The sequence below is a fragment of the Streptomyces barkulensis genome (assembly GCF_002843305.1).
Taxonomy (GTDB): Bacteria; Actinomycetota; Actinomycetes; order Streptomycetales; family Streptomycetaceae; genus Streptomyces; species Streptomyces barkulensis.
Genome location: NZ_PGSG01000105.1, coordinates 130,944 through 150,703 on the forward strand (window position 1 = coordinate 130,944; position 19,760 = coordinate 150,703).

Consider the following 19,760-nt stretch of genomic DNA (forward strand, 5'->3'; position numbering starts at 1 on the left):
AGCCCGTATCCGCCCACCGGAACGGGCGGGGAGGCTGAGCCGAAAACGCATAGAGTCGGTGACCATGACGAACAGCGAGATCGACCCGTCGGTGCAGGCAGAGCTCACCCGGCTGCGCGACAGCATCGACAACATCGACGCCGCCGTGGTGCACATGCTCGCCGAGCGGTTCAAGTGCACCCAGCAGGTCGGCCGCCTCAAGGCCGAACACCGACTGCCCCCCGCCGACCCCGCCCGCGAGGCCCAGCAGATCGCCCGGCTGCGCTCACTGGCCGAGAACGCCAAACTCGACCCGGCCTTCGCCGAGAAGCTGCTGAACTTCATCATCGCCGAGGTCATCCGCCACCACGAGACCATCGCCCGCTCCTGACCACTGCCGGCCGCACGGCCCCGGGCCGCACAACCCCGGCCGGAAGGCACGGCACGGGACACCCGGTGCGCCCCGCACGGCCGATACGGCAGCATGAGCGCCATGCCCGCACTGACCCGAGAAGAGGCGCGGAGCCGAGCCCGGCTCATCGACGTCCGGCACTACACCGTCGACCTGGACCTGACCCGGGGCGAAGAGGTCTTCGGCTCCACCACCACCGTCCGCTTCACCACCCGCGAAGCGGGCGACACCTTCGTCGAGGTACGGCCCCGCACCCTCCACCGGGCCGTCCTCGACGGACACGCACTCGACACCGCCCCCCTCACCGACGGGCGCCTGCCGCTGACCGGCCTGAACGCGGGCGAACACGAACTGCGCATCGAGGCCGACATGGCCTACTCGCGCACCGGCGAGGGCATGCACCGCTTCACCGACCCCGCCGACGGCCGCACCTACCTCTACACCATGTGCTTCCAGACCGAAGCCCCCCGCGTCTTCGCCGCCTTCGACCAGCCCGACCTCAAGGCCCCCTTCACCGTCACCGCCACCGCCCCCGAGGAATGGACCGTCCTGGGCAACGGCACCACCCACCGCGTCGAAGGAGAACCCGGCCGCTGGGAGTGCGCCACCACCCCGCCGCTGAGCACCTACCTCATGGCACTGGCCGCCGGCCCCTGGCACTCGGTGCGCACCGAGCACGCCGGCATCCCCTTCGGCCTGCACGTACGCCAGTCCCTCGGCAGCCACCTCGACGACGACGCGCAGGAACTGCTCGACATCACCCGCGCCTGCTTCGACCGCTACCACCAGATCTTCGACGAGCCCTACCCCTTCGACTCCTACGACCAGGCCTTCGTCCCCGAGTTCAACGCCGGCGCCATGGAGAACCCCGGACTGGTCACCTTCCGCGACGAGTACGTCCACCGCTCCGCCGTCACCGACACCCAGCTCCAGAGCCGCGCCGTGACCATCGCCCACGAGATGGCCCACATGTGGTTCGGCGACCTGGTCACCCTGCGCTGGTGGGACGACATCTGGCTCAACGAGTCCTTCGCCGAGTACATGGGCTACCAGATCGTCACCGAGGCCACCTGCTTCACCGGCACCTGGACCGAGTTCGCCGTCGACCGCAAGTCCTGGGGCTACGACGCCGACCAGCGCCCCTCCACCCACCCCGTCGCCCCTGAGCCCCAGGACGTGCCCGACACCGCCACCGCCCTGCTCAACTTCGACGGCATCTCCTACGCCAAGGGCGCCTCCGCACTGCGCCAACTGGTCACCTGGCTCGGCGAGAAGGCGTTCCTCGCCGGCATCAACGACCACTTCGCCCGCCACCGCTTCGGCAACGCCACCCTCGCCGACTTCCTCGACTCCCTCGCCCGCGCCTCCGGCCGTGACGTCCACGCCTGGGCCGACCGCTGGCTGCGCACCACCGGCGTCGACACCCTCACCCCGCACATCACCACCGACGGCCGCCACTGGCGCCTGGAGACCACCCACACCGGCAACCGCCCCCACCGCCTCACCATCGGCCTCTACGACCTCGACGGCACCGAAACAGAAGGCCGCCCGACCCCCCGCGAACCCCTCACCGCCGACCTCCCCGCCGACGACGGCCACACCCTCACCGCCGACGGCCCCCGCCCCGACCTCGTCCTCCTCAACGACCGCGACCTCACCTACGCCAAGGTCCGCCTGGACACCGACTCCTGGCACACCGCGCGACGCGCCCTGGCCCACCTGCCCGACCCGCTCACCCGCGCCACCGTCTGGAACGCCGCACGCGACATGGTCCGCGACGGCGCGCTGCCGCCCGCCGACTACCTGGACACCGCACGCGCCCACCTGCCGTACGAGAAGGACGACGCCATCGTCGCCGGCGTCCTGGACTTCGCCCGCCACGAGATCGCCGACCGCTACCTGCCGCCGGAACAGCGCACCGCCGCCCTGGAGACCCTCACCGACCTCGCCCGCGCCCTGCTGGAGCGCGAACCGGCCGGCGCCGGACGCGACGGGGGAGTACAGCTGACCGCCGTACGCGCCGCCATCGACAGCGCCACCACCCCCGGCGACCTCCACCACTGGTGGACCACCGGCACCCTCCCCGGCGGACGCCCCCTCGACCACGAACTGCGCTGGCGACTTCTGCACCGCCTCGCCGTCCTCGGCGCCGTGAACACCTCCGACATCGGCGCCGCCCACGACGCCGACCCCAGCGCCACCGGCACCGAGGGAGCCGCCCGCTGCCGCGCCGCCCTGCCCGACCCCGCCGCCAAGGAAGCCGCCTGGCAGGCCCTGTTCGACGAGGCCGACACCCTCTCCAACTACCTGCTCAAAGCCACCTTCCAGGGCTTCTGGCACGCAGAGCAGCACAACCTGCTGCGCGACTACGTCCCCCGCTACTTCGAGCAGGCCCCCGCCCTCGCCGCCCGCCGCGGCCCCGCCATCGCCCAGGCACTGGGACGGCACGGCTTCCCCCGCCCCTTCACCGACCCCGGCACCCTGGCCCTGGGGCAGCGGTGCCTGGCCGACGACTCCCTCATCCCCGCCCTGCGCCGCCCCCTCGCCGACGAACTCGACGACCTCGCCCGCGCGTTGCGCGTGCGCGCGGCGCACTGACGCCCGTGGGTGCCGGGGCCCGTCCACGGACGGGCCCCGGCACCCACGGGCTGCTCATCGCATGTCCGCGCAGGGATCGCTTTTCAGAAAATCATCGCGGTACGCGACAATGAACTTCTCCATGCCTTTGGCTCCAGCGGTGTTCTCATTCGCCTTGGCCACGAGAAAAAGGTCTCGGTCGCCCCCCTGATCGGTACACCGCACTGTGGCCACCGCGCCATTCTCCGAGTACACGTAGGAATTGTCCGCAGCCTCATGCGTCGGCTTCACATAGGCGTGTCTGACGGCGAAGCGCCGTGCGGACCAACCTGGTTCCCAGTTGTCACGGCTGATGCGGAAGACATCCTTACCGTCCACCGATACCTCGCAGGTCCAGACGATGAGACCCGCTTCACTCTCCGTCTGTTGAATCCACTTTCCCGGAGGCATGAAGGGGTCGACCAGATCCGTGTCGATATTCACGCCGCACAGAGACTCTGGGAGAGAGTACTCCCTTCGCTGCTCTTCGCTGTCCCCGCAACCAGACAGTGTCAGAAGCGGGACGGCTATCAGTGAGGCGAACGCGCTTCTCGAGCCTTCTCTCCCTGCCCTCATGACGCATCCCCAGAGGCTTCCCACATGGATCCCTCGCCATAACTATTGCCCGCCTGAGTGGTTGCCGCCTCCCTGATGTCCCAGGCGGTTTCGGAATTGATGTCGGAGCGGTCGAGGAGTGCACGCCTGACGATTTCGTCAGTCGCTTCGATGGTGGCGCTTCGAGCCTTGCCGTAGTCGCGGCTGCCCTCCTGTTCCCCTGCGGTCACAATATCCTTCTCGGCGCTCTTCACCACGCTCTCAGTGATGTCCTCGGCTGCCCAGTTAATAGCCTCTCCCGCCACTGGAACCCGGGGCGGAATGAGCGAGGTACCCAACTCGACGACACGGGTGACCCACTTACCTCTGTCCGCCGCTGCCTCGTTGTAATCCTTAGCAGATGCCGAGTGGTAGTCGAGGATGGCGTCTGCCCGGGCCTCGCTCATAATGCCCGCGATCACGGCACCGGGAGCGACCGCATTACTGATCCTCTGATCCATATGCACCGTCGATTCGCTCTCACCATTGACGACGCCGTCCACCAACAGGGTCGTATATGCCTGCTGGGCACTGGTGATCGTGGCGTACGCCTCCGGATCCTGACCCACTTCGGCAAGGAACCGCTGTGCCTGACCGGAGTCGAAGACTGCAGGTTCGCCATGGACGGGGAAGCGCCCCGACAGCGGATCACTCCCATACATCACCCGCTGGAAGTCGCCGATGTACTCCGCCGTGATGTTGCCCAGACTGTCCCGCAGCACATGGAGGGGCCCGGACTTCAGATCCTCGAACTTCTCGTCCTTCAGATTCTCGTTGTGGCGGATCAGCTCGGGATGCTCGCCGAAGTGCGCCACCAGACGCTCGGTGAACTCCGCACGCTCCGAGGTGTGCTCGATCGGCTCCGTCGACTGACTGTCGTACGCGCGCCCGGTCGCCGCCGCCTCCAGCGCGTGCCCCAGCGCGTTCGGCCCGTGCTCGAGAGCGTCCTTCAAACCGTCCGCACCCGGCTTCGCCAGGCTGTCCGGCGGCCACTCGAAGTCCTCCCTGAGGAACTCGTCGAAGTACTGGTAACCCAGCTTCCCGTTCTTGTCGACGATGCCGTCCTCCCGGTACACCGTCGGGTCACCCGTGAAGAACCTCTCCGCGGCCTCCGGGCTGTGCCCCAGCGCCTCCAGCACACTCGTCAGCGGGTCGTAACCGGCCCCGCCCCTGCCCGACGGGTTGTAGCCGAGATCCGCATCGCCCATGCCCGCCGGCCTGTTCGACGTGAACCGCATGGGCTCGTCGTGGTGGAGCTGGGTGATGTGCTCCGCGATGGGGGTGAGGAAGTCCGCGTCGTACTCCCCGTAGCGCATGATCCCGCCGAGAACCTGGTAGCCGTACGGCTGCGGGCCGAACGGGCCCGGCTCCAGATCGAGCTGCTGAGTGCCGAGCCTGCGGAACTCCTCTCCCCACCTGGCAGGCAGGTGCGTCTTGTTGTCCGGGTCGGTGGCGGTGGCCAGCGCGATGCCCATGTTCCGCTGGAGGTCCCGGGACAGCGCCAGCCGCCCCTCGTTCTCCTCCCCGTCCCCCAGGGTGCCGTCGACCGACATCCGGGCGTAGAACCGCAGGGCCTCCTCGGGGCCGCCCAGCCCCCTGTAGAAGGCCGTGGAGAACTCCGGGTCCTCGGCGTTCGCGCCCACCAGGCCGTTGAACTCGCGGTACTGGGCATCCGACATGTCCGGGCCCAGCTTCGCCAGCTTCACGGCGCGCTCGGCCTCGACCTCGTCCAGGGAGCCGTACTGGACGTGCCCGAAGTTGTAGGGATCGCCGCCGTGGACCCTCTTCAGCGCCCGCGCCGCCAGGTCGTCGAGCTCATCGGCCCGCGCGATCAGCCGGTCGATCCGGTCCGCCAGGTCCCTGCCCGCCCGGCGCTGCTCCTCGGAGGGGGCGCTGTTGTCCGGCCGGCGGTCGAGGGAGAAGCCCACCGTCCCGTCGCCGTTGTCCCTCACCCGGATGCCCTGCTCACGGCCTCCCTCGACCTCCTTGATCAGGTCGGCCTGAACGGACTTCAGGTCCGTGTGCACGTCCCTGAGGATGTTCCTGATGCTCCTGGCCTGGGCCGCCGCGTCGTCGAACTCCTTGGCCGTCTTGCGGACGAACGGCTTGGTGACGGTGGCGTTCTCGCCCTTCCAGTCGGTCTTCTCGGCCTTGGCGGCCATACCGGTGCGGGCCTCGTCCGCCAGTTCCCCCAGTTCGGTGACCACCGACTCCCAGTCCGACACCGCGTCCGACAGGCCGGAGAAGGAGAAGCCGTACAGATCGGTGAAGGTCAACTTGGCCATGGTGCCGTTTCCCCGTTCCCCGTGCTTATTTGCAGTAGTGCTCGATCTCCGACACCGACATGGCCGAGCCGTCGCGGTGCCGCATCTGCGCCTCGATCTCCTTGTCCTGCTTGGTGTAGGAATTCGCGCTGTAGTCGAGGTGGTTGGAGATGTGCGCACAGGACTGCAGCAACGTCCTGAGCTGGGAGTCCCACACCCCGACGGTGAGGCCGAGCTCCTCACCCAGGGTGAAGTTGGCGTTCTTCAGAGCGGTGGCGGCACCGTCGCTGGACTCGCGGGCGAGGTCGCCGTCCTTCCGCAGCCGCCCGAACAGTACGTAGGCGTCGTGCCCGATGGCCCCCAACTCGTCCTGGACGGCCGACAGGTCGTGCCCGCCACCCCCGCCGCCACCCGGGTCGGCCACCTCGTTCAGCCGCGTCCCGGCACCGCTGCGCTCCGATGCCTTCGCCACCAGAGCGGCCCACTCCTCGTCGAACGACACACATCCTCCCCCGAGTCGGTCAGTGCACTGCGTAACCAGACGATAACAGCCGGGAGTGGGTGCGAGTACGGCCCGAAGCGCAGGCCCGCACGCGCCGTCGTATGCCGTCGTGGAAAACGGAAATGCTCATCCGAGCAACCTCGCGCCCATTTCACAAGTTGTTAACGGCCCTATATGAAACGGCCGTTGAACAGTTCCCTTCCCACAGTCCCCTACCTGCGGGTAAGTCATAGGCTCACTGCCATGCGCCGCGCGAAAATCGTCTGCACCCTGGGCCCCGCCACCGACTCGTACGAGCAGATCAAAGCGCTCGTCGAAGCCGGAATGGACGTCGCCCGCCTCAACCTCAGCCACGGCGCCCACGCCGAGCACCAGGAGCGCTACCACCGCGTGCGCCGCGCCTCCGAGGAGACCGGCCGCAGCGTCGGCGTCCTCGCGGACCTTCAAGGCCCGAAGATCCGGCTCGGACGATTCCGCGAAGGCCCCGTACTCCTCGAACGCGGCGACGAGTTCACCATCACCACCGAGGACGTCGAGGGCGACCGCGAACAGTGCGGCACCACCTACGAAGGACTCGCCGACGACGTCACACCCGGCGAACTCGTCCTCGTCGACGACGGCCGCGTCACCCTCAAGGTCACCGCCGTCGACGGACCCCGCATCCGCACCGAGGTCACCGAAGGCGGCATGGTCTCCGACCACAAGGGCCTCAACCTCCCCGGCGTCGCCGTCTCCGTGCCCGCCCTCTCCGACAAGGACATCGACGACCTGCGCTGGGCCCTGCGCACCGGCGTGGACCTCATAGCCCTCTCCTTCGTCCGCAGCGCACGCGACATCGCCGACGTCCACCGCGTCATGAAGGAGGAGGAGCGCCACCTCCCCGTCATCGCCAAGATCGAGAAACCCCAGGCGGTGGAGAACCTCCCCGAGATCGTCGACGCCTTCGACGGCCTCATGGTCGCCCGCGGCGACCTCGGCGTCGAGATGCCCCTGGAAACCGTCCCCCTGGTGCAGAAACGCGCCGTCGCCCTCGCCCGGCGCAACGCCAAGCCGGTCATCGTCGCCACCCAGATGCTCGACTCGATGATCGACTCCTCCCGGCCCACCCGCGCCGAGGCCTCCGACGTGGCCAACGCCGTCATGGACGGCACCGACGCCGTGATGCTCTCCGGCGAGACCAGCGTCGGCAATTACCCGACGGAGACGGTCAGGACCATGGGCCGCATCGTCGCCGCCGCCGAGGAGGACATGCTCTCCCAGGGCCTGCGCCCGCTCGCCGAGAGCGCCAAACCCCGCACCCAGGGCGGCGCCGTGGCCCGCGCCGCGGCCGAGATGGGCGACTTCCTCGGCGCCGAGTTCCTCGTCGCCTTCACCCAGTCCGGCGACACCGCCCGCCGCCTGTCCCGCTACCGCTCACCCATCCCCGTCCTCGCCTTCACCCCCGACCCGGCCACCCGCGCCCAGCTCAACCTCACCTGGGGCGTGGAGACCTTCCTCGGGCCCACCGCGCGCAGCACCGACGAGATGGTGGAGCAGGTCGACGAGCGGCTGCTGGAGATGGGGCGCTGTGCCAGGGGCGACAAGGTGATCATCACCGCCGGCTCCCCGCCCGGCGTCTCCGGCACCACCAACATGGTCCGCGTCCACCGCATCGGCGACGGGCACCCCGCCCGCTGACCCGGCCCCGTGCGGCCCGACCGGCCGCCCTCGAACCGGGAGGCCCCGGCCGCCGCCTCGCGCCAGCGGCGGCCGGGGCCTCCCCCGTACCGCCTTTCAGTGCTTCGGCCCGATGTGCGCGTCCATCAGTGCCACGGACGCCCGGCGGGCGACGGAGACGTTGTACGCCCCGGTGGGGCGGCGTACGGCCCGCCACTCGACTCCCAGCCGGTCCAGGGTCTCGCCGTAGACGCGCACGATGTCCCCGGAGGTGTTGGTGAAGAAGTACCGCGGGTACTCGTAACGCTTCCGTACGCCGCCCACGGGACGTGTCGTCCAGTTGGTGATCCGGCAGCCGTCGGAGTGGATGAGCCCCCGGACCAGTTCCCAGGGGTGCTCGTCGGTGACCTCGCACTGCCAGGGCTCCAGAGCGATGCGCCGCTCGTGCTTCCTGCCCGGCCCGTGCTGGGGGAACAGGCAGGGCCAGTGCCGGCTGTAGGAGGTGACCATGACGCACCCCTGCGCCTGTACGAGGTAGGCGCTCCGGTCCGGCAGGACGGCGGTGATCGCCTCGCGGCATGCGGCGATCAGCCCGGGCCAGGCGTCAGCACAGGCGATCCGCAGATAGTGACCGTCGCGCCGGGGGTGCGCGCTGACGCAGCCGTCGCCCAGGTAGAGGCCGAGCAGGTAGGCGTAGGCGGGCCGGTCGGCGGGGAGGGACGGCTCGGATCCACAGCGGAAGCAGTCCGTCTCCCGGGAGATGCCCGGGAGCGGCTGGATGCGTGTCTGCCAGGCGCGGATCGCGGAGCGGGATATTCCGGTCTGCCTGCTGACGGAGTTGAGACTGCGGCCCTGGTCGACGAGGGCGAGGACGCGCTTCCGCGTGGCGAGGCCGTACATGCTCGCGAGCATGTACGCGGAACCTTCTCGATAGGGGCAATCGAAGATTCGTTCACCTTAAAGCGTGAAGATTCCCAAGCGGTGGACGCTTTGGAAAATAAGGCAATGTGCCCCGGGTGGGATTCGAACCCACGCTGTCGGTGGTTTGAGCACCGTGTCTCTCGCCGCTGGACTACCGGGGCTTCCTTCAAAACGAAGGTTAGCGGACGACCGCCGTACCTCAAACATACAGGAGGTAGGTAGGCTCTTGTGGTCCACCTGGCCGGAAAACGAGGAGCCCAGTGAGCACCGCGGACATCCCCGAGCCCATCAGCACCGACGACGGCGCCGACAGCACGGCCGGCGCGGCCGGCGAGCGGGCGCATGTGCCTCCGGAGACGACGCGGGTCGTCATCGCGGAGGACGAGGCGCTGATCCGCCTGGACCTCAAGGAGATGCTGGAGGAGGAGGGCTACACCGTCGTCGGCGAGGCCGGGGACGGGCAGCGGGCCGTGGATCTGGCCCGGGAGCACCGGCCGGATCTGGTGATCATGGATGTGAAGATGCCCGTGCTCGACGGGATCTCGGCGGCCGAGCAGATCGCCGAGGAGTCGATCGCCCCGGTGCTGATGCTGACCGCCTTCTCGCAGCGCGAGCTGGTGGAGCGGGCGCGGGACGCGGGTGCGATGGCGTATCTGGTGAAGCCGTTCAGCAAGAGTGACGTGGTGCCCGCCATCGAGATGGCGGTGTCGCGGTTCAACGAGATGAAGGTGCTCAGCCGGGAGGTCGCCGATCTGGCGCAGCGGCTGGAGACGCGGAAGCTGGTGGACCGGGCCAAGGGGGTGCTGCAGACGCAGTACGGGCTGAGTGAGCCGGCCGCGTTCCGGTGGATCCAGAAGACCTCGATGGACCGCCGGCTGTCGATGCGGCAGGTGGCCGAGGCCGTGATCCAGGACGCGGAGGAGAAGAAGCAGCAGCGGTGACGCCCGTGCGGGGCCGCTTGGTTCCGGCCGGTTCCGGCCGGGGCGTCGCCAGTGCCGGGGCGCGGGGGGCGGGGGGTGGGGCCGTTCGCGGCCCGGCACCGGCCCCGCGTGAGCCGGGGTGTTGGCGGGGGACGGAGGATTGCCGGATCCCCGTGCGGGCCGTGTGCGGTGGCGGGCGGGGCGCGGGGGTGGGCATTTGCGGTCCGGGGTCGAAGAATTCACGAGTCCGACCCCTGATGATCTTTCCCTTTCTGTCCGTTCTCCGGTAAGGAGTGTTCTGTTTCCGGCGCATGGCGCAGGTCACAGGGAGATCACATCTGCCGCTCTCACCTATCTGGTCTGCTTCTGGGGCAATAGATTCCGGGCCACGCCGCACGTACGTACGTGCGGACCGCGACGCCGGAACGGTACGGCGATCGTCGTGATCTGAGCAGGCTCCAGGGGGTTCCACGTGCTCAACAAGACCATCGTCAAGCTGGCCATTCCCATGGCCGTCGGCGCGCTCGCGCTGACCGGTTGCGGCGGAGGGGACAGTGGCAGCGGCGACGCGTACAAGATCGCCTTCCAGGGCCCGCTCTCCGGCGACAACGTGCAGCTCGGCCAGAACATGGAGAACGGCATCAAGCTGGCGATCGACCAGGCGAACGCCGAGGGCGACCTCGGGTTCGAGGTCGAGTACGTGCCGGTCGACGACCAGGGCCTGCCGGACAAGGCGACCACCGCCGCGCAGAAGGCGATCGACGACGAGGACGTCGTCGCGGTGATCGGCCCGGCGTTCTCGGGCCCGGCGGACACCGCCGCCGAGATCTACGGGGCCGCGGGCCTGGTGGCGCTGTCGTCGTCGGCGACGCGCCCGGACCTGACGACCAAGGGCTACGAGACGTTCCTGCGCGCGGTGCCCAACGACAGCGCCCAGGGCGCCGGGATGGCGAAGTACCTGTCGGCCAAGGTCAAGGCCGAGAAGGTCGTGGTGGTCGACGACAAGACCGACTACGGCATCGGCCTGGCGGACGTCGCCGAGAAGGACCTGAAGGCCGCCGGTGTCGAGGTGGTGCGCCAGAGCGTGCCGCAGAAGACGCCGGACTACAGCGCCGCGGCGAAGAACGTCACGAAGAACAAGCCGGACGCGCTGATCTACGCGGGCTACTACCAGGACGCCGGCCCGTTCGCCAAGAAGCTCAAGGAGGCGGGCTTCGACGGTGTGGCGATGTCGGGTGACGGCACCAACGACGCGCAGTTCATACAGCTGGCGGGCGACGCCTCGGACGGCTGGCTGCTGACCTGCCCGTGCACGGACGCCACCAAGGAGGACGCGACGAAGAAGTTCGCCGCGGACTACGAGAAGGAGTTCAAGCAGGCTCCGGGTACGTACTCGGCCGAGTCGTACGACGCCGCGATGATGATCATCGAGGAGATCAAGAAGCTCCACGAGGACGGCGGTGTCGAGCGCCAGGCGCTGGTGGACGCTCTGCGCGCGGCGAAGTACAAGGGTCTGACGAAGGAGTTCTCCTTCGACGACAAGGGTGAGTTCACCAACCAGACCATCTACCTGTACCAGGTCAAGGGCGAGGGCATCGAGTACCAGGGCAGCATCGACGAGCTGGCCGGCTGAGCCGGCCGACGCTTCCGGCCGGCCGGCGCGGTGGGTTCGCTCCCGCGCCGGCCGGTGTGACACCCGGCGGACACCGCCTTCGTACCGGGCGTCCGCCTCCGTGATCCTCGCGCCGCCCGTTCCCCGAGTGCTGAACGCACGGCCGGGCGGCACATTCCCACAAGGAAGACAGTTCGATGTCCCTCAGTGAGTTCTGGGACTTCCTCGTCCTAGGGGTGGTGCTCGGCAGTCTCTACGCCGTCATCGCCATCGGCTACACGCTGGTGTACGGCGTGCTCCAGCTTCTGAACTTCGCGCACAGCGAGGTCTTCATGTTCGGCGGTTACGGGGGCCTGCTGGCCCTGACCGCCCTGATTCCCGAGTCGACGCCCTCCGGCATGGGCTCGGTCGCCTACGTCCTGATCGGCATGCTGGCGGGTGCCGCGCTGGGCGGTGCGGTGGCCTTCGGTCTGGAACGGGTGGCGTACCGGCCGTTGCGCAGGCACCGTGCGCCGCGCCTGGTGTTCCTGATCACCGCGATCGGCGCCTCGTTCTTCCTGTACAACCTGGCGGGCAAGCTGTTCGGCCGCAATCCGCTGCCGATGCCGTCGATGTACGAGAACAAGAAGGTGCTGAGCGTCTTCGGCGCCGAGCTGACGATCACGCAGGTGCTGATCCTGGTGTCGGCGGTGGCGATGATGATCGGCCTGGACTACGTGGTGAACCGCACGAAGATGGGCTCGGGCATCCGCGCGGTGGCGCAGGACCCGGAGGTCGCGTCGCTGATGGGCGTGGACATCGACAAGGTGGTGTCCCGGACGTTCGTGCTCGGCGGTCTGCTGGGCGGTGCGGCCGGCTTCCTGTTCGGCACCAACAGCCAGGTCTGGTACACGATGGGCTTCCTGCCCGGTATCACGGCCTTCGCGGCGGCGGTGCTGGGCGGTATCGGCAATGTGCGCGGCGCGATGCTGGGCGGCCTGATGCTGGGCGTGGTGGAGACCATGACGGTGGGCCTGTGGGGGGATGACTGGCGTTACGTCGGCGCCTTCGTGGTGCTGGTGCTGGTGCTGATGGTCCGTCCGACCGGAATTCTCGGCGAGCGTGTGGGGAGGACGGCGTGAGCATCAAGACATCGGCTGCGGAAGGCGCCGGGCAGGACTCGCCGAAGAGCGCGACGGCGCCGCTGTCGGCGGCGGCCCGGCTGCGGAAGGTGCACTGGTACCAGGAGCCGCGCTGGCGGCGGCTCGGGGCCCTGCTGGCGCTGGCGGTGACGCTCAGGCTGATGACGGGCGAGGAGGGCACCACCCAGGATCTGTTCCTGGCACTGCGCGAGGACTTCACCGGTGTCGGCCTGTGGATCTGGCTGGCGATCGCGTTGGCGGTCTGGGCGGTGCGGGAGTTCCTCACCGATCAGACCTCCCGTGCGGTGGAGGGCACGAAGAAGGTCTCCGCCGGCCCGCTGGAGCAGATCCGGCAGGTGTGGTCGGCCGACAAGCGGGTCCGGATGGGCGTGCTGACGGCCGTGCTGGCGCTGGTGGTGTTCGGGCCGCTGGGGGTCGAGCGGTACTGGCAGCAGGTGCTGGTGGACCAGATCGCGATCTTCGTGCTGCTGGCGATCGGCCTGAACGTGGTGATCGGCTGGGCGGGTCTGCTGGACCTGGGCTTCATCGCGTTCTTCGCGATCGGCGCGTACAGCGCGGCGTACTGGACGGGGGCGCTGCCGGTCCAGCCGCCGGTGGCGCTGAACAACTTCCTGGTGCTGCCGATCGCGGTGCTGACCTGTCTGGTGGCGGGGGTGATCCTGGGTGCTCCGACGCTGCGGTTGCGGGGCGACTACCTGGCGATCGTGACGCTGGGCTTCCACGAGATCGTCTACCTGATGGCGAAGAACGCCGACGGGGTGACGGAGGGCGCGCGCGGTGTGAAGGTCGAGCGGTTCAGCGTCGATGTGGGCTTCTTCTCCTACGAGTGGAAGCTGGACCCGATGCCGTACTACTGGCTGCTGGTCGTCTTCATCGTGCTGGCCATCTTCCTGTTCCTGCGGCTGGAGCACTCCAAGGTGGGCCGGGCGTGGACGGCGATCCGCGAGGACGAGGTGGCCGCGGCGGCCACGGGTGTGCCCACGGTGCGCTACAAGCTGATGGCGTTCGCGATCGGTGCGTCGACCTCCGGTGTGGCCGGGGTGGCGTACGCGAGCAAGGCCGGGTACTTCAATCCGGAGAACTTCGCGATCCTGCTGTCGATCCTGGTGCTGGCCTATGTCATCTTCGGCGGCATGGGGTCGATCCCCGGGGTGCTGTTCGGCGCCGCGTTCCTGGTGTGGCTGCCGGAGTACCTGCGCGAGTGGGTGGATCCCAAGGACCGGTACATGTACCTGGGCGCTCTCCTCGTCATCATGATGATCTACCGGCCGCAGGGCGTGCTGCCCTCCCGCCGCCGCAAGCGTGAGCTGCGGATGGCGGAGGTGGGAGTCGGCGGAGCCGACGCGACCGGCCCGGCGGAAGGCAGGCAGCCGTGACCACCGAGACGGTGAAGAAGGAGCAGGGACCGGCGGGCGGTTCGGCCGGCGCCGGTGAGCTGGTGCTGGAGACGTCGGGCGTGACGCTGCGGTTCGGCGGTCTGACCAGTCTGGACAACGTCGAGCTGCGGATGCGGCGCGGTGAGGTGCTGGCGGTCATCGGGCCCAACGGCGCGGGCAAGACGTCGCTGTTCAACTCGCTGACGGGCGCGTACGTGCCGCAGGAGGGGCGGATCGTCTTCCGTCCGCGCGAGGGCGGTGAGCACTCGCTGCTGGGCGCCAAGCCGCATGTGGTCAGCCAGTGGGGTCTGGCGCGCACGTTCCAGAACATCCGGTTGTTCGGGGCGCTGACCGCGCTGGAGAACGTCAAGATCGCGGCGGAGACGCGGCTGAAGGCCGGCCCGGTGTCGATCATGCTGGGGCTGCCGAACGCGCGGAAGGCGGAGCGGGCCAGTGACCGCCGGGCGCACGAGGTGCTGTCGTACGTCGGTCTGCTGGGGAAGATGAACGAGCTGGCGGGGTCGCTGAGCTACGGCGACCAGCGGCGGCTGGAGATCGCGCGGGCGCTGGCGACGGATCCTCAGGTGCTGCTGCTGGACGAGCCGGCGGCGGGCACCAACCCGACGGAGAAGCTGGAGCTGGAGGAGCTGATCCGGCGGATCAACACCGAGCTGGGTGTGAGCGTGCTGCTGATCGAGCACGACATGCGGCTGGTGATGTCGGTGGCGGACCGGGTGATGGTGCTCAACTTCGGCAAGAAGATCGCCGAGGGTTCGCCGTCGCAGGTGCAGCGGGATCCGGCGGTGATCGAGGCGTACCTGGGCGCGGTGGCCGAGGATGACGGGGCCGCGGTGGCCCCGGCCGCCGCCGAGGGGGCCGGGGCGCAGGAGGACGCCGGGTCCGGAGCCGACACCGACACCGGTTCCGGGGCCGATGCCGGTTCCGGGGCCGATGCCGGGGCGCCGCAGCGGGACACCAAGGAGCACAAGTGAGCGTCACCACGGATCTGAAGAAGGAGCCGCAGGGCGGCGAGCCGGCCGCCCCGGTGGTGCTGGAGCTGCGTGATCTGCGGGTGTTCTACGGCGCCATCGAGGCGCTCAAGGGCGTCAACCTGACGGTTCGCAGCGGGGAGGTGGTCGCGCTGCTCGGCGCCAACGGCGCGGGCAAGACGACCACGCTGCGGACGGCGTCGGGGATGATCGCGCCGCGCGAGGGGCAGGTGCTGCTGCACGGGGAGCGGATCGATGGCATCAAGCCGCACGATCTGGTCCGGTTCGGCATCGGCCACGTCCCCGAGGGGCGCGGGGTGTTCCCGCGGATGACGGTCCGGGAGAACCTCCAGATGGGGGCGTACCGGTTCAAGTCGGTGGACAAGGCCGACATGGACCGGGTGTTCACGCTGTTCCCGCGGCTGGGGGAGCGCAAGAGCCAGCTGGGCGGGACGCTGTCGGGCGGTGAGCAGCAGATGCTGGCGATCGGCCGTGCCCTGATGGGCAAGCCGGAGGTGCTGCTGCTGGACGAGCCGTCGATGGGTCTGGCGCCGCTGATCGTTCAGCAGATCTTCGAGATCGTCAAGGAGATCAACGAGCAGGGCACCACGGTGCTGCTGGTGGAGCAGAACGCCGCGCAGGCGCTCCGGATGGCCGACCGCGGCTATGTGCTGGAGACCGGTGCGGTGGCGATGGAGGGTGGGGCGTCCGAGCTGCTGTCGGACCCGCGGGTGCGGGCGGCCTATCTGGGCGAGGGCGCCTGACGACTCCCCTCATCGGCCGTGGAAACGGCGGTGCCGCGGCGACCAGGAGGTCGCCGCGGCACCGCCGTTTTTGTCTTCGGTCCAAGGGCGGCCGGAGACGGTGCGCCGGTCAGGGCAGGTCGGTGTAGGGGGCGAGGAAGGCGCGGGCGCCGGGCGCGTCGATCCGGTAGGCGACGTTCGTGGCGTAGCAGGGGGAGTCACCGGTGATGGTGGTGCCGACCAGGACGCGTTCGCCGCCGATCTCGGCGAAGTTGGGGCCGCCGGAGTCGCCGTAGCAGGCGCCGCCGTTGCCCTGCGGGGCGGTCATGGCCACGCGTACCCACGCCTCGTTGAGGGCGTTGAAGGAGGTGGGGGCCTTCAGCCGTACGCCGCCGCCGGGGTGGGTGTGGCCGCCGGGGCCGCGCTGGGCCTCCTGGGTGCCGTAGCCGGCGACGGTGAAGCCGGTGCCGTCCAGTGCCCGGGGGCCCATGGTGTCGAGCTGTCCGGCGGTGGGCAGGGTGGCCGGGGTGAAGTCCCAGCGGCCGGCCATCTCGTCGGCGGGGACCTCCACGACGGAGATGTCGCGGGTGTCGGTGGCGGGGCCGGGGTACTGCGGGTGGTTGTGCGCGGTGCCCTCGACGGCGACGGCCGCGGCGACGGCGGCCGGGTCGCCGGGATGCTCCCGTGCGGCCGCGTCGAGGGCGGCCCGTACGTCCTGCTCCAGGGAGACGTGGAAGCGGGCGCCGGCCGGCCAGTCGGTGGTGCAGTGGGCGGCGGTGAGGAAGGTGTCGCGGTCGATCATGGTGCCCGAGCAGAACCAGTCGACGCGGTCGGGGGTGGTGGCGTCCTCGTCGTGGTCGTAGGTGACGACCAGCGCCCCGACCTCGGTCCGCTCCGGGGCGGGGGAGGAGTTGTAGGTGCTGATGGCCGCGGCGGGGAGCGCGGCGGCCATGGCCAGAGCGGCCGCGGCCGTGGTGACGGCGGCGGCGCGCTTCCGGGATGTCAGGCGTGTGGCCCGCACGATCGGTGCCCTTTCGTCCCTGGCCGCCCCGGTGGCGGCCCGGAGAGGTATCAAAGCGCACCGACCGGGCTCTGCAGAACCCCGTGACCTGTGGTTTTTCGGTGAGGGTCGTCAGTTGCCCCAAGCACCGGCGGGTGCGTCGCGCAGCAGGCAGGTGAGCCGGGCGCTGCACACGCGGCGGTCCTGCTCGTCGGTGACGACGACCTCGTAGGTGGCGGTGGACCGGCCGCGGTGCACGGGCGTGGCGGTACCGGTGACGGTGCCGGAGGTCAGTCCGCGGTGGTGGGTGCAGTTGAGGTCCACGCCGACGGCGATCCTGGTGGGGCCGCCGTGGAGCATGGCGCCGACGGAGCCGAGGGTCTCGGCCAGGACGGCGGAGGCGCCGCCGTGCAGCAGCCCGTAGGGCTGGGTGTTGCCCTCGACGGGGAGGGTGCCGACGACCTTCTCGGGGGCGGCGTGGGTGATGACCAGGCCCATGCGCTCGCCGAGGCGGCCGGCCGAGAAGAGGGCGGGCAGGTCGATGCCGAGCCCGGCCCACTGGTCGAGGATCTCCTGGGGGAAGACGGTGCTGGTCGGCTCGCCCATGGGCGCGTGGCTCCGATCGTCGTGCCGGGGCCGGTGGGGCACGGCCGTGCGGCGGGTGATGGATGTGCTCTGCACCGTCTTACTTATCAGAGGGGCCGGCGGGCCCGGGGGCGGGGGTGAGGCGGATCACCACGGACTTGCTGGCGGGGGTGTTGCTGGTCTCGGCGGTGGCGTCGAGGGGGACCAGGACGTTGGTCTCGGGGAAGTAGGCGGCCGCGCAGCCGCGGGCGGTGGGGTAGTGGACGACGCGGAAGCCGGGCGCGGTGCGTTCGCGTCCGTCGTCCCACTCGCTGGTGAGGTCGGCGTAGGAGCCGTCCGGCAGGCCCAGTTCCGCGGCGTCGCGGGGGTGGACGAGGACCACGCGGCGGCCCCCCTTGATGCCGCGGTAGCGGTCGTCGAGGCCGTAGACGGTGGTGTTGTACTGGTCGTGGGAGCGCAGGGTCTGCAGCAGCAGGCGGCCGGGCGGCAGATGCGGCCAGGTCAGCGGCGCGGCGGTGAAGTTGGCTCTTCCGGTGGCGGTGGGGAAGCGGCGCTCGTCGCGTGGGGCGTGGGGCAGGGTGAAGCCGCCGGGGCGGGCGGCGCGGGCGTTGAAGTCGGCGAAGCCGGGGATGGTGCGGGCGATGCGGTCGCGGATCGTGGCGTAGTCGGCCTCGAACTCCTCCCAGGGCACGGGGTGGGCGGGGCCCAGGGCGCGGCGGGCCAGCCGGCAGACGACGGCGGGCTCGGACAGCAGGTGCCCGCTCGCGGGGGCGAGGCGGCCGCGGGAGGCGTGGACGACGCCCATGGAGTCCTCGACGGTGACGAACTGCTCGCCCGATGCCTGTACGTCGCGCTCGGTGCGGCCGAGGACGGGCAGGATCAGGGCGCGGGCGCCGGTGACGCAGTGGGAGCGGTTGAGCTTGGTGGACACGTGCACGGTCAGCCGGGCCCGCCGCATCGCGGCCTCGGTCACCTCGGTGTCGGGGGAGGCGGCGACGAAGTTGCCGCCGAGGGCGAAGAACACCTTCGCCCGCCCGTCGCGCAGGGCGCGGATGGAGTTCACCACGTCCAGGCCGTGCTCGCGCGGCATGGGGACGCCGAACTCCGACTCCAGCGCGTCCAGCAGGGCGCCGGAGGGCTTCTCGACGATGCCCATGGTGCGGTCGCCCTGGACGTTGCTGTGGCCGCGCACCGGGCAGACCCCGGCGCCGGGGCGGCCGACGGCGCCGCGCAGCAGCAGGAGGTTGACGATCTCGCGGATGGTGGGTACGGCGTGCCGGTGCTGGGTCAGGCCCATGGCCCAGCACACCACGGTGCGCTCCGAGGCCAGCACCAGCTCGGCGGCGCGGTCGATGTCGGCCGGGGCGAGCCCGGTGGCACGCAGCACACCGGCGGGGTCGGTGGCGCGGGCCGCGGCGGCGAACTCCTCGTAGCCGTGGGTGTGTTCGCGGACGAAGGCCTCGTCCACCCCGCCGTCGGCCTCCAGCACCCGGCGGCACAGCTCACGGAAGAGGGCCTGGTCGCCGCCGATGCGGATCTGCAGGAACAGGTCGGTCAGCGGTGTGCCGGAACCGGCCAGGCCGCGCAGGGTCTGCGGGTTGTCGAACCGCTCCAGGCCGGCCTCGGGCAGTGGGTTGACGGTGATGATCCGCGCGCCGCCCCGCTTGGCCTTCTCCAGCGCGGAGAGCATCCTGGGGTGGTTGGTGCCCGGGTTCTGCCCGGCGACGATGACCAGATCGGCGCGGTGGAGGTCCTCCAGCAGCACGCTGCCCTTGCCGACGCCGAGGGTCTCGGTCAGCGCGGCGCCGGAGGACTCGTGGCACAGGTTGGAGCAGTCGGGCAGGTTGTTGGTGCCCAGGCAGCGGGCCAGGAGCTGGTAGAGGAAGGCGGCCTCGTTGCTCGTGCGGCCGGAGGTGTAGAAGACGGCCTCGTCGGGGGAGTCCAGGGCGCGCAGTTCGCCGGCGACGATCTCGAAGGCCTCGTCCCAGCCGATCGGCTCGTAGCGGCCGGAGCCCTCGGCCAGGTACATCGGGTGGGTGAGGCGGCCCTGCTGCCCCAGCCAGTACCCGGAGCGCGTCGCCAGGTCGGCCACGGGGTGCTCGGCGAAGAAGGCGGGGGTCACCCGCCGCAGCGTGGCCTCCTCGGCGACGGCCTTGGCGCCGTTCTCGCAGAACTCCGCGGTGTGCCGCCGCTCCGGCTCGGGCCAGGCGCAGCCGGGGCAGTCGAAGCCGTCCTCCTGGTTGACCCTCAGCAGGGTCAGCGCGGTGCGCCGCACCCCCATCTGCTCCCCGGCCATGCGCAGGGAGCGGGCGACGGCGGGCAGCCCGGCGGCGCTTCGGCGCGGGGCGCCGACCCGGGGGGCGTCCTGGACGGGATCGGTGGCGGGCGGCCTGCGTCTCATGGCCGCAGATCCTGCCACGCTCCACCGGGACGCGACAGTGGCTCCAGG

Annotated in this window: 16 protein-coding genes and 1 tRNA gene; 9 read left to right on the top strand and 8 right to left on the bottom strand. The window is 70.2% G+C overall.

What is annotated here, in order from left to right:
• Window positions 1-64 precede the first annotated feature (64 nt).
• Entirely contained in the window at window positions 65-370 is a 306-nt protein-coding gene (locus tag CUT83_RS22845; RefSeq protein ID WP_101257704.1) for a chorismate mutase, read from the top strand.
• A gap of 102 nt (window positions 371-472) precedes the next feature.
• A complete protein-coding gene (pepN, locus tag CUT83_RS22850; protein WP_101257705.1) occupies window positions 473-2,989 on the top strand; it encodes an aminopeptidase N in 2,517 nt (838 codons plus the stop codon).
• Window positions 2,990-3,043: 54 nt separating this feature from the next.
• Here the strand turns inward: pepN and CUT83_RS22855 are convergent, their stop codons facing one another.
• The 3 genes from CUT83_RS22855 to CUT83_RS22865 all read right to left on the bottom strand — a co-directional run bounded on the left by CUT83_RS22855 (window position 3,044) and on the right by CUT83_RS22865 (window position 6,367).
• Entirely contained in the window at window positions 3,044-3,451 is a 408-nt protein-coding gene (locus CUT83_RS22855) for a hypothetical protein (protein ID WP_101257706.1), read from the bottom strand.
• Window positions 3,452-3,579: 128 nt separating this feature from the next.
• Window positions 3,580-5,886, bottom strand: coding sequence for a DUF6571 family protein (locus CUT83_RS22860; protein ID WP_101257707.1), 2,307 nt, complete (start codon window positions 5,884-5,886; stop codon window positions 3,580-3,582).
• 25 nt (window positions 5,887-5,911) lie between these two features.
• Window positions 5,912-6,367 carry a hypothetical protein gene (locus CUT83_RS22865; protein ID WP_101257708.1) on the bottom strand — a complete coding sequence of 152 codons (456 nt, stop codon included), beginning with the start codon at window positions 6,365-6,367 and terminating at the stop codon, window positions 5,912-5,914.
• Between the two features lie 243 nt (window positions 6,368-6,610).
• Between CUT83_RS22865 and pyk the strand changes: the two genes are divergently transcribed.
• Window positions 6,611-8,044, top strand: a complete 1,434-nt coding sequence (gene pyk, locus CUT83_RS22870) for a pyruvate kinase (RefSeq protein WP_101257709.1) — start codon at window positions 6,611-6,613, stop codon at window positions 8,042-8,044.
• A gap of 96 nt (window positions 8,045-8,140) precedes the next feature.
• On the opposite strand, the gene CUT83_RS22875 is transcribed toward pyk, so the two are convergent.
• The gene (locus tag CUT83_RS22875; protein WP_101257800.1) at window positions 8,141-8,923 is read right to left on the bottom strand and encodes a helix-turn-helix domain-containing protein; all 783 of its coding nucleotides are present in this window, start codon (window positions 8,921-8,923) and stop codon (window positions 8,141-8,143) included.
• 108 nt (window positions 8,924-9,031) lie between these two features.
• Window positions 9,032-9,105, bottom strand: a tRNA-Leu gene (locus tag CUT83_RS22880).
• 99 nt (window positions 9,106-9,204) lie between these two features.
• On the opposite strand from CUT83_RS22880, the gene CUT83_RS22885 reads away from it, so the two are divergent.
• From CUT83_RS22885 to CUT83_RS22910, 6 genes are all read left to right on the top strand, one after another.
• On the top strand, window positions 9,205-9,885 hold the full coding sequence (locus tag CUT83_RS22885; protein ID WP_101257710.1) for an ANTAR domain-containing response regulator: 681 nt from the start codon (window positions 9,205-9,207) through the stop codon (window positions 9,883-9,885).
• A gap of 451 nt (window positions 9,886-10,336) precedes the next feature.
• Complete coding sequence (locus tag CUT83_RS22890) at window positions 10,337-11,497, top strand: branched-chain amino acid ABC transporter substrate-binding protein (RefSeq protein ID WP_101257711.1); 1,161 nt, start codon at window positions 10,337-10,339, stop codon at window positions 11,495-11,497.
• Between the two features lie 176 nt (window positions 11,498-11,673).
• On the top strand, window positions 11,674-12,597 hold the full coding sequence (locus CUT83_RS22895; RefSeq protein WP_101257712.1) for a branched-chain amino acid ABC transporter permease: 924 nt from the start codon (window positions 11,674-11,676) through the stop codon (window positions 12,595-12,597).
• The gene (locus CUT83_RS22900; protein ID WP_240958015.1) at window positions 12,594-13,994 is read left to right on the top strand and encodes a branched-chain amino acid ABC transporter permease; all 1,401 of its coding nucleotides are present in this window, start codon (window positions 12,594-12,596) and stop codon (window positions 13,992-13,994) included. The genes CUT83_RS22895 and CUT83_RS22900 overlap by 4 nt, the downstream gene beginning before the upstream one ends.
• Window positions 13,991-14,986 carry an ABC transporter ATP-binding protein gene (locus tag CUT83_RS22905; protein WP_240958016.1) on the top strand — a complete coding sequence of 332 codons (996 nt, stop codon included), beginning with the start codon at window positions 13,991-13,993 and terminating at the stop codon, window positions 14,984-14,986. The genes CUT83_RS22900 and CUT83_RS22905 overlap by 4 nt, the downstream gene beginning before the upstream one ends.
• The gene (locus CUT83_RS22910; RefSeq protein WP_101257713.1) at window positions 14,983-15,747 is read left to right on the top strand and encodes an ABC transporter ATP-binding protein; all 765 of its coding nucleotides are present in this window, start codon (window positions 14,983-14,985) and stop codon (window positions 15,745-15,747) included. The genes CUT83_RS22905 and CUT83_RS22910 overlap by 4 nt, the downstream gene beginning before the upstream one ends.
• Window positions 15,748-15,856: 109 nt before the next feature.
• Here the strand turns inward: CUT83_RS22910 and CUT83_RS22915 are convergent, their stop codons facing one another.
• The 3 genes from CUT83_RS22915 to CUT83_RS22925 form a co-directional block, all read right to left on the bottom strand.
• On the bottom strand, window positions 15,857-16,747 hold the full coding sequence (locus CUT83_RS22915) for a trypsin-like serine protease (RefSeq protein WP_241524825.1): 891 nt from the start codon (window positions 16,745-16,747) through the stop codon (window positions 15,857-15,859).
• Window positions 16,748-16,858: 111 nt separating this feature from the next.
• A complete protein-coding gene (locus tag CUT83_RS22920) occupies window positions 16,859-17,332 on the bottom strand; it encodes a PaaI family thioesterase (RefSeq protein ID WP_101257714.1) in 474 nt (157 codons plus the stop codon).
• A 79-nt stretch (window positions 17,333-17,411) separates the two neighbouring features.
• Window positions 17,412-19,712 (bottom strand): FdhF/YdeP family oxidoreductase, encoded by a 2,301-nt coding sequence (locus CUT83_RS22925; protein WP_101257715.1) that lies wholly within the window; start codon window positions 19,710-19,712, stop codon window positions 17,412-17,414.
• Between the last annotated feature and the right edge of the window lie 48 nt (window positions 19,713-19,760).

What these genes read in the sequence shown, in the direction of transcription:
- CUT83_RS22845 (WP_101257704.1), top strand. Translation starts at nt 65, where the DNA reads ATGACGAACAGCGAGATCGACCCGTCGGTGCAGGCAGAGCTCACCCGG.
- pepN (WP_101257705.1), top strand. Translation starts at nt 473, where the DNA reads ATGCCCGCACTGACCCGAGAAGAGGCGCGGAGCCGAGCCCGGCTCATC.
- CUT83_RS22860 (WP_101257707.1), bottom strand. Translation starts at nt 5,886, where the DNA reads ATGGCCAAGTTGACCTTCACCGATCTGTACGGCTTCTCCTTCTCCGGC.
- pyk (WP_101257709.1), top strand. Translation starts at nt 6,611, where the DNA reads ATGCGCCGCGCGAAAATCGTCTGCACCCTGGGCCCCGCCACCGACTCG.
- CUT83_RS22875 (WP_101257800.1), bottom strand. Translation starts at nt 8,923, where the DNA reads ATGTACGGCCTCGCCACGCGGAAGCGCGTCCTCGCCCTCGTCGACCAG.
- CUT83_RS22895 (WP_101257712.1), top strand. Translation starts at nt 11,674, where the DNA reads ATGTCCCTCAGTGAGTTCTGGGACTTCCTCGTCCTAGGGGTGGTGCTC.
- CUT83_RS22920 (WP_101257714.1), bottom strand. Translation starts at nt 17,332, where the DNA reads ATGGGCGAGCCGACCAGCACCGTCTTCCCCCAGGAGATCCTCGACCAG.
- CUT83_RS22925 (WP_101257715.1), bottom strand. Translation starts at nt 19,712, where the DNA reads ATGAGACGCAGGCCGCCCGCCACCGATCCCGTCCAGGACGCCCCCCGG.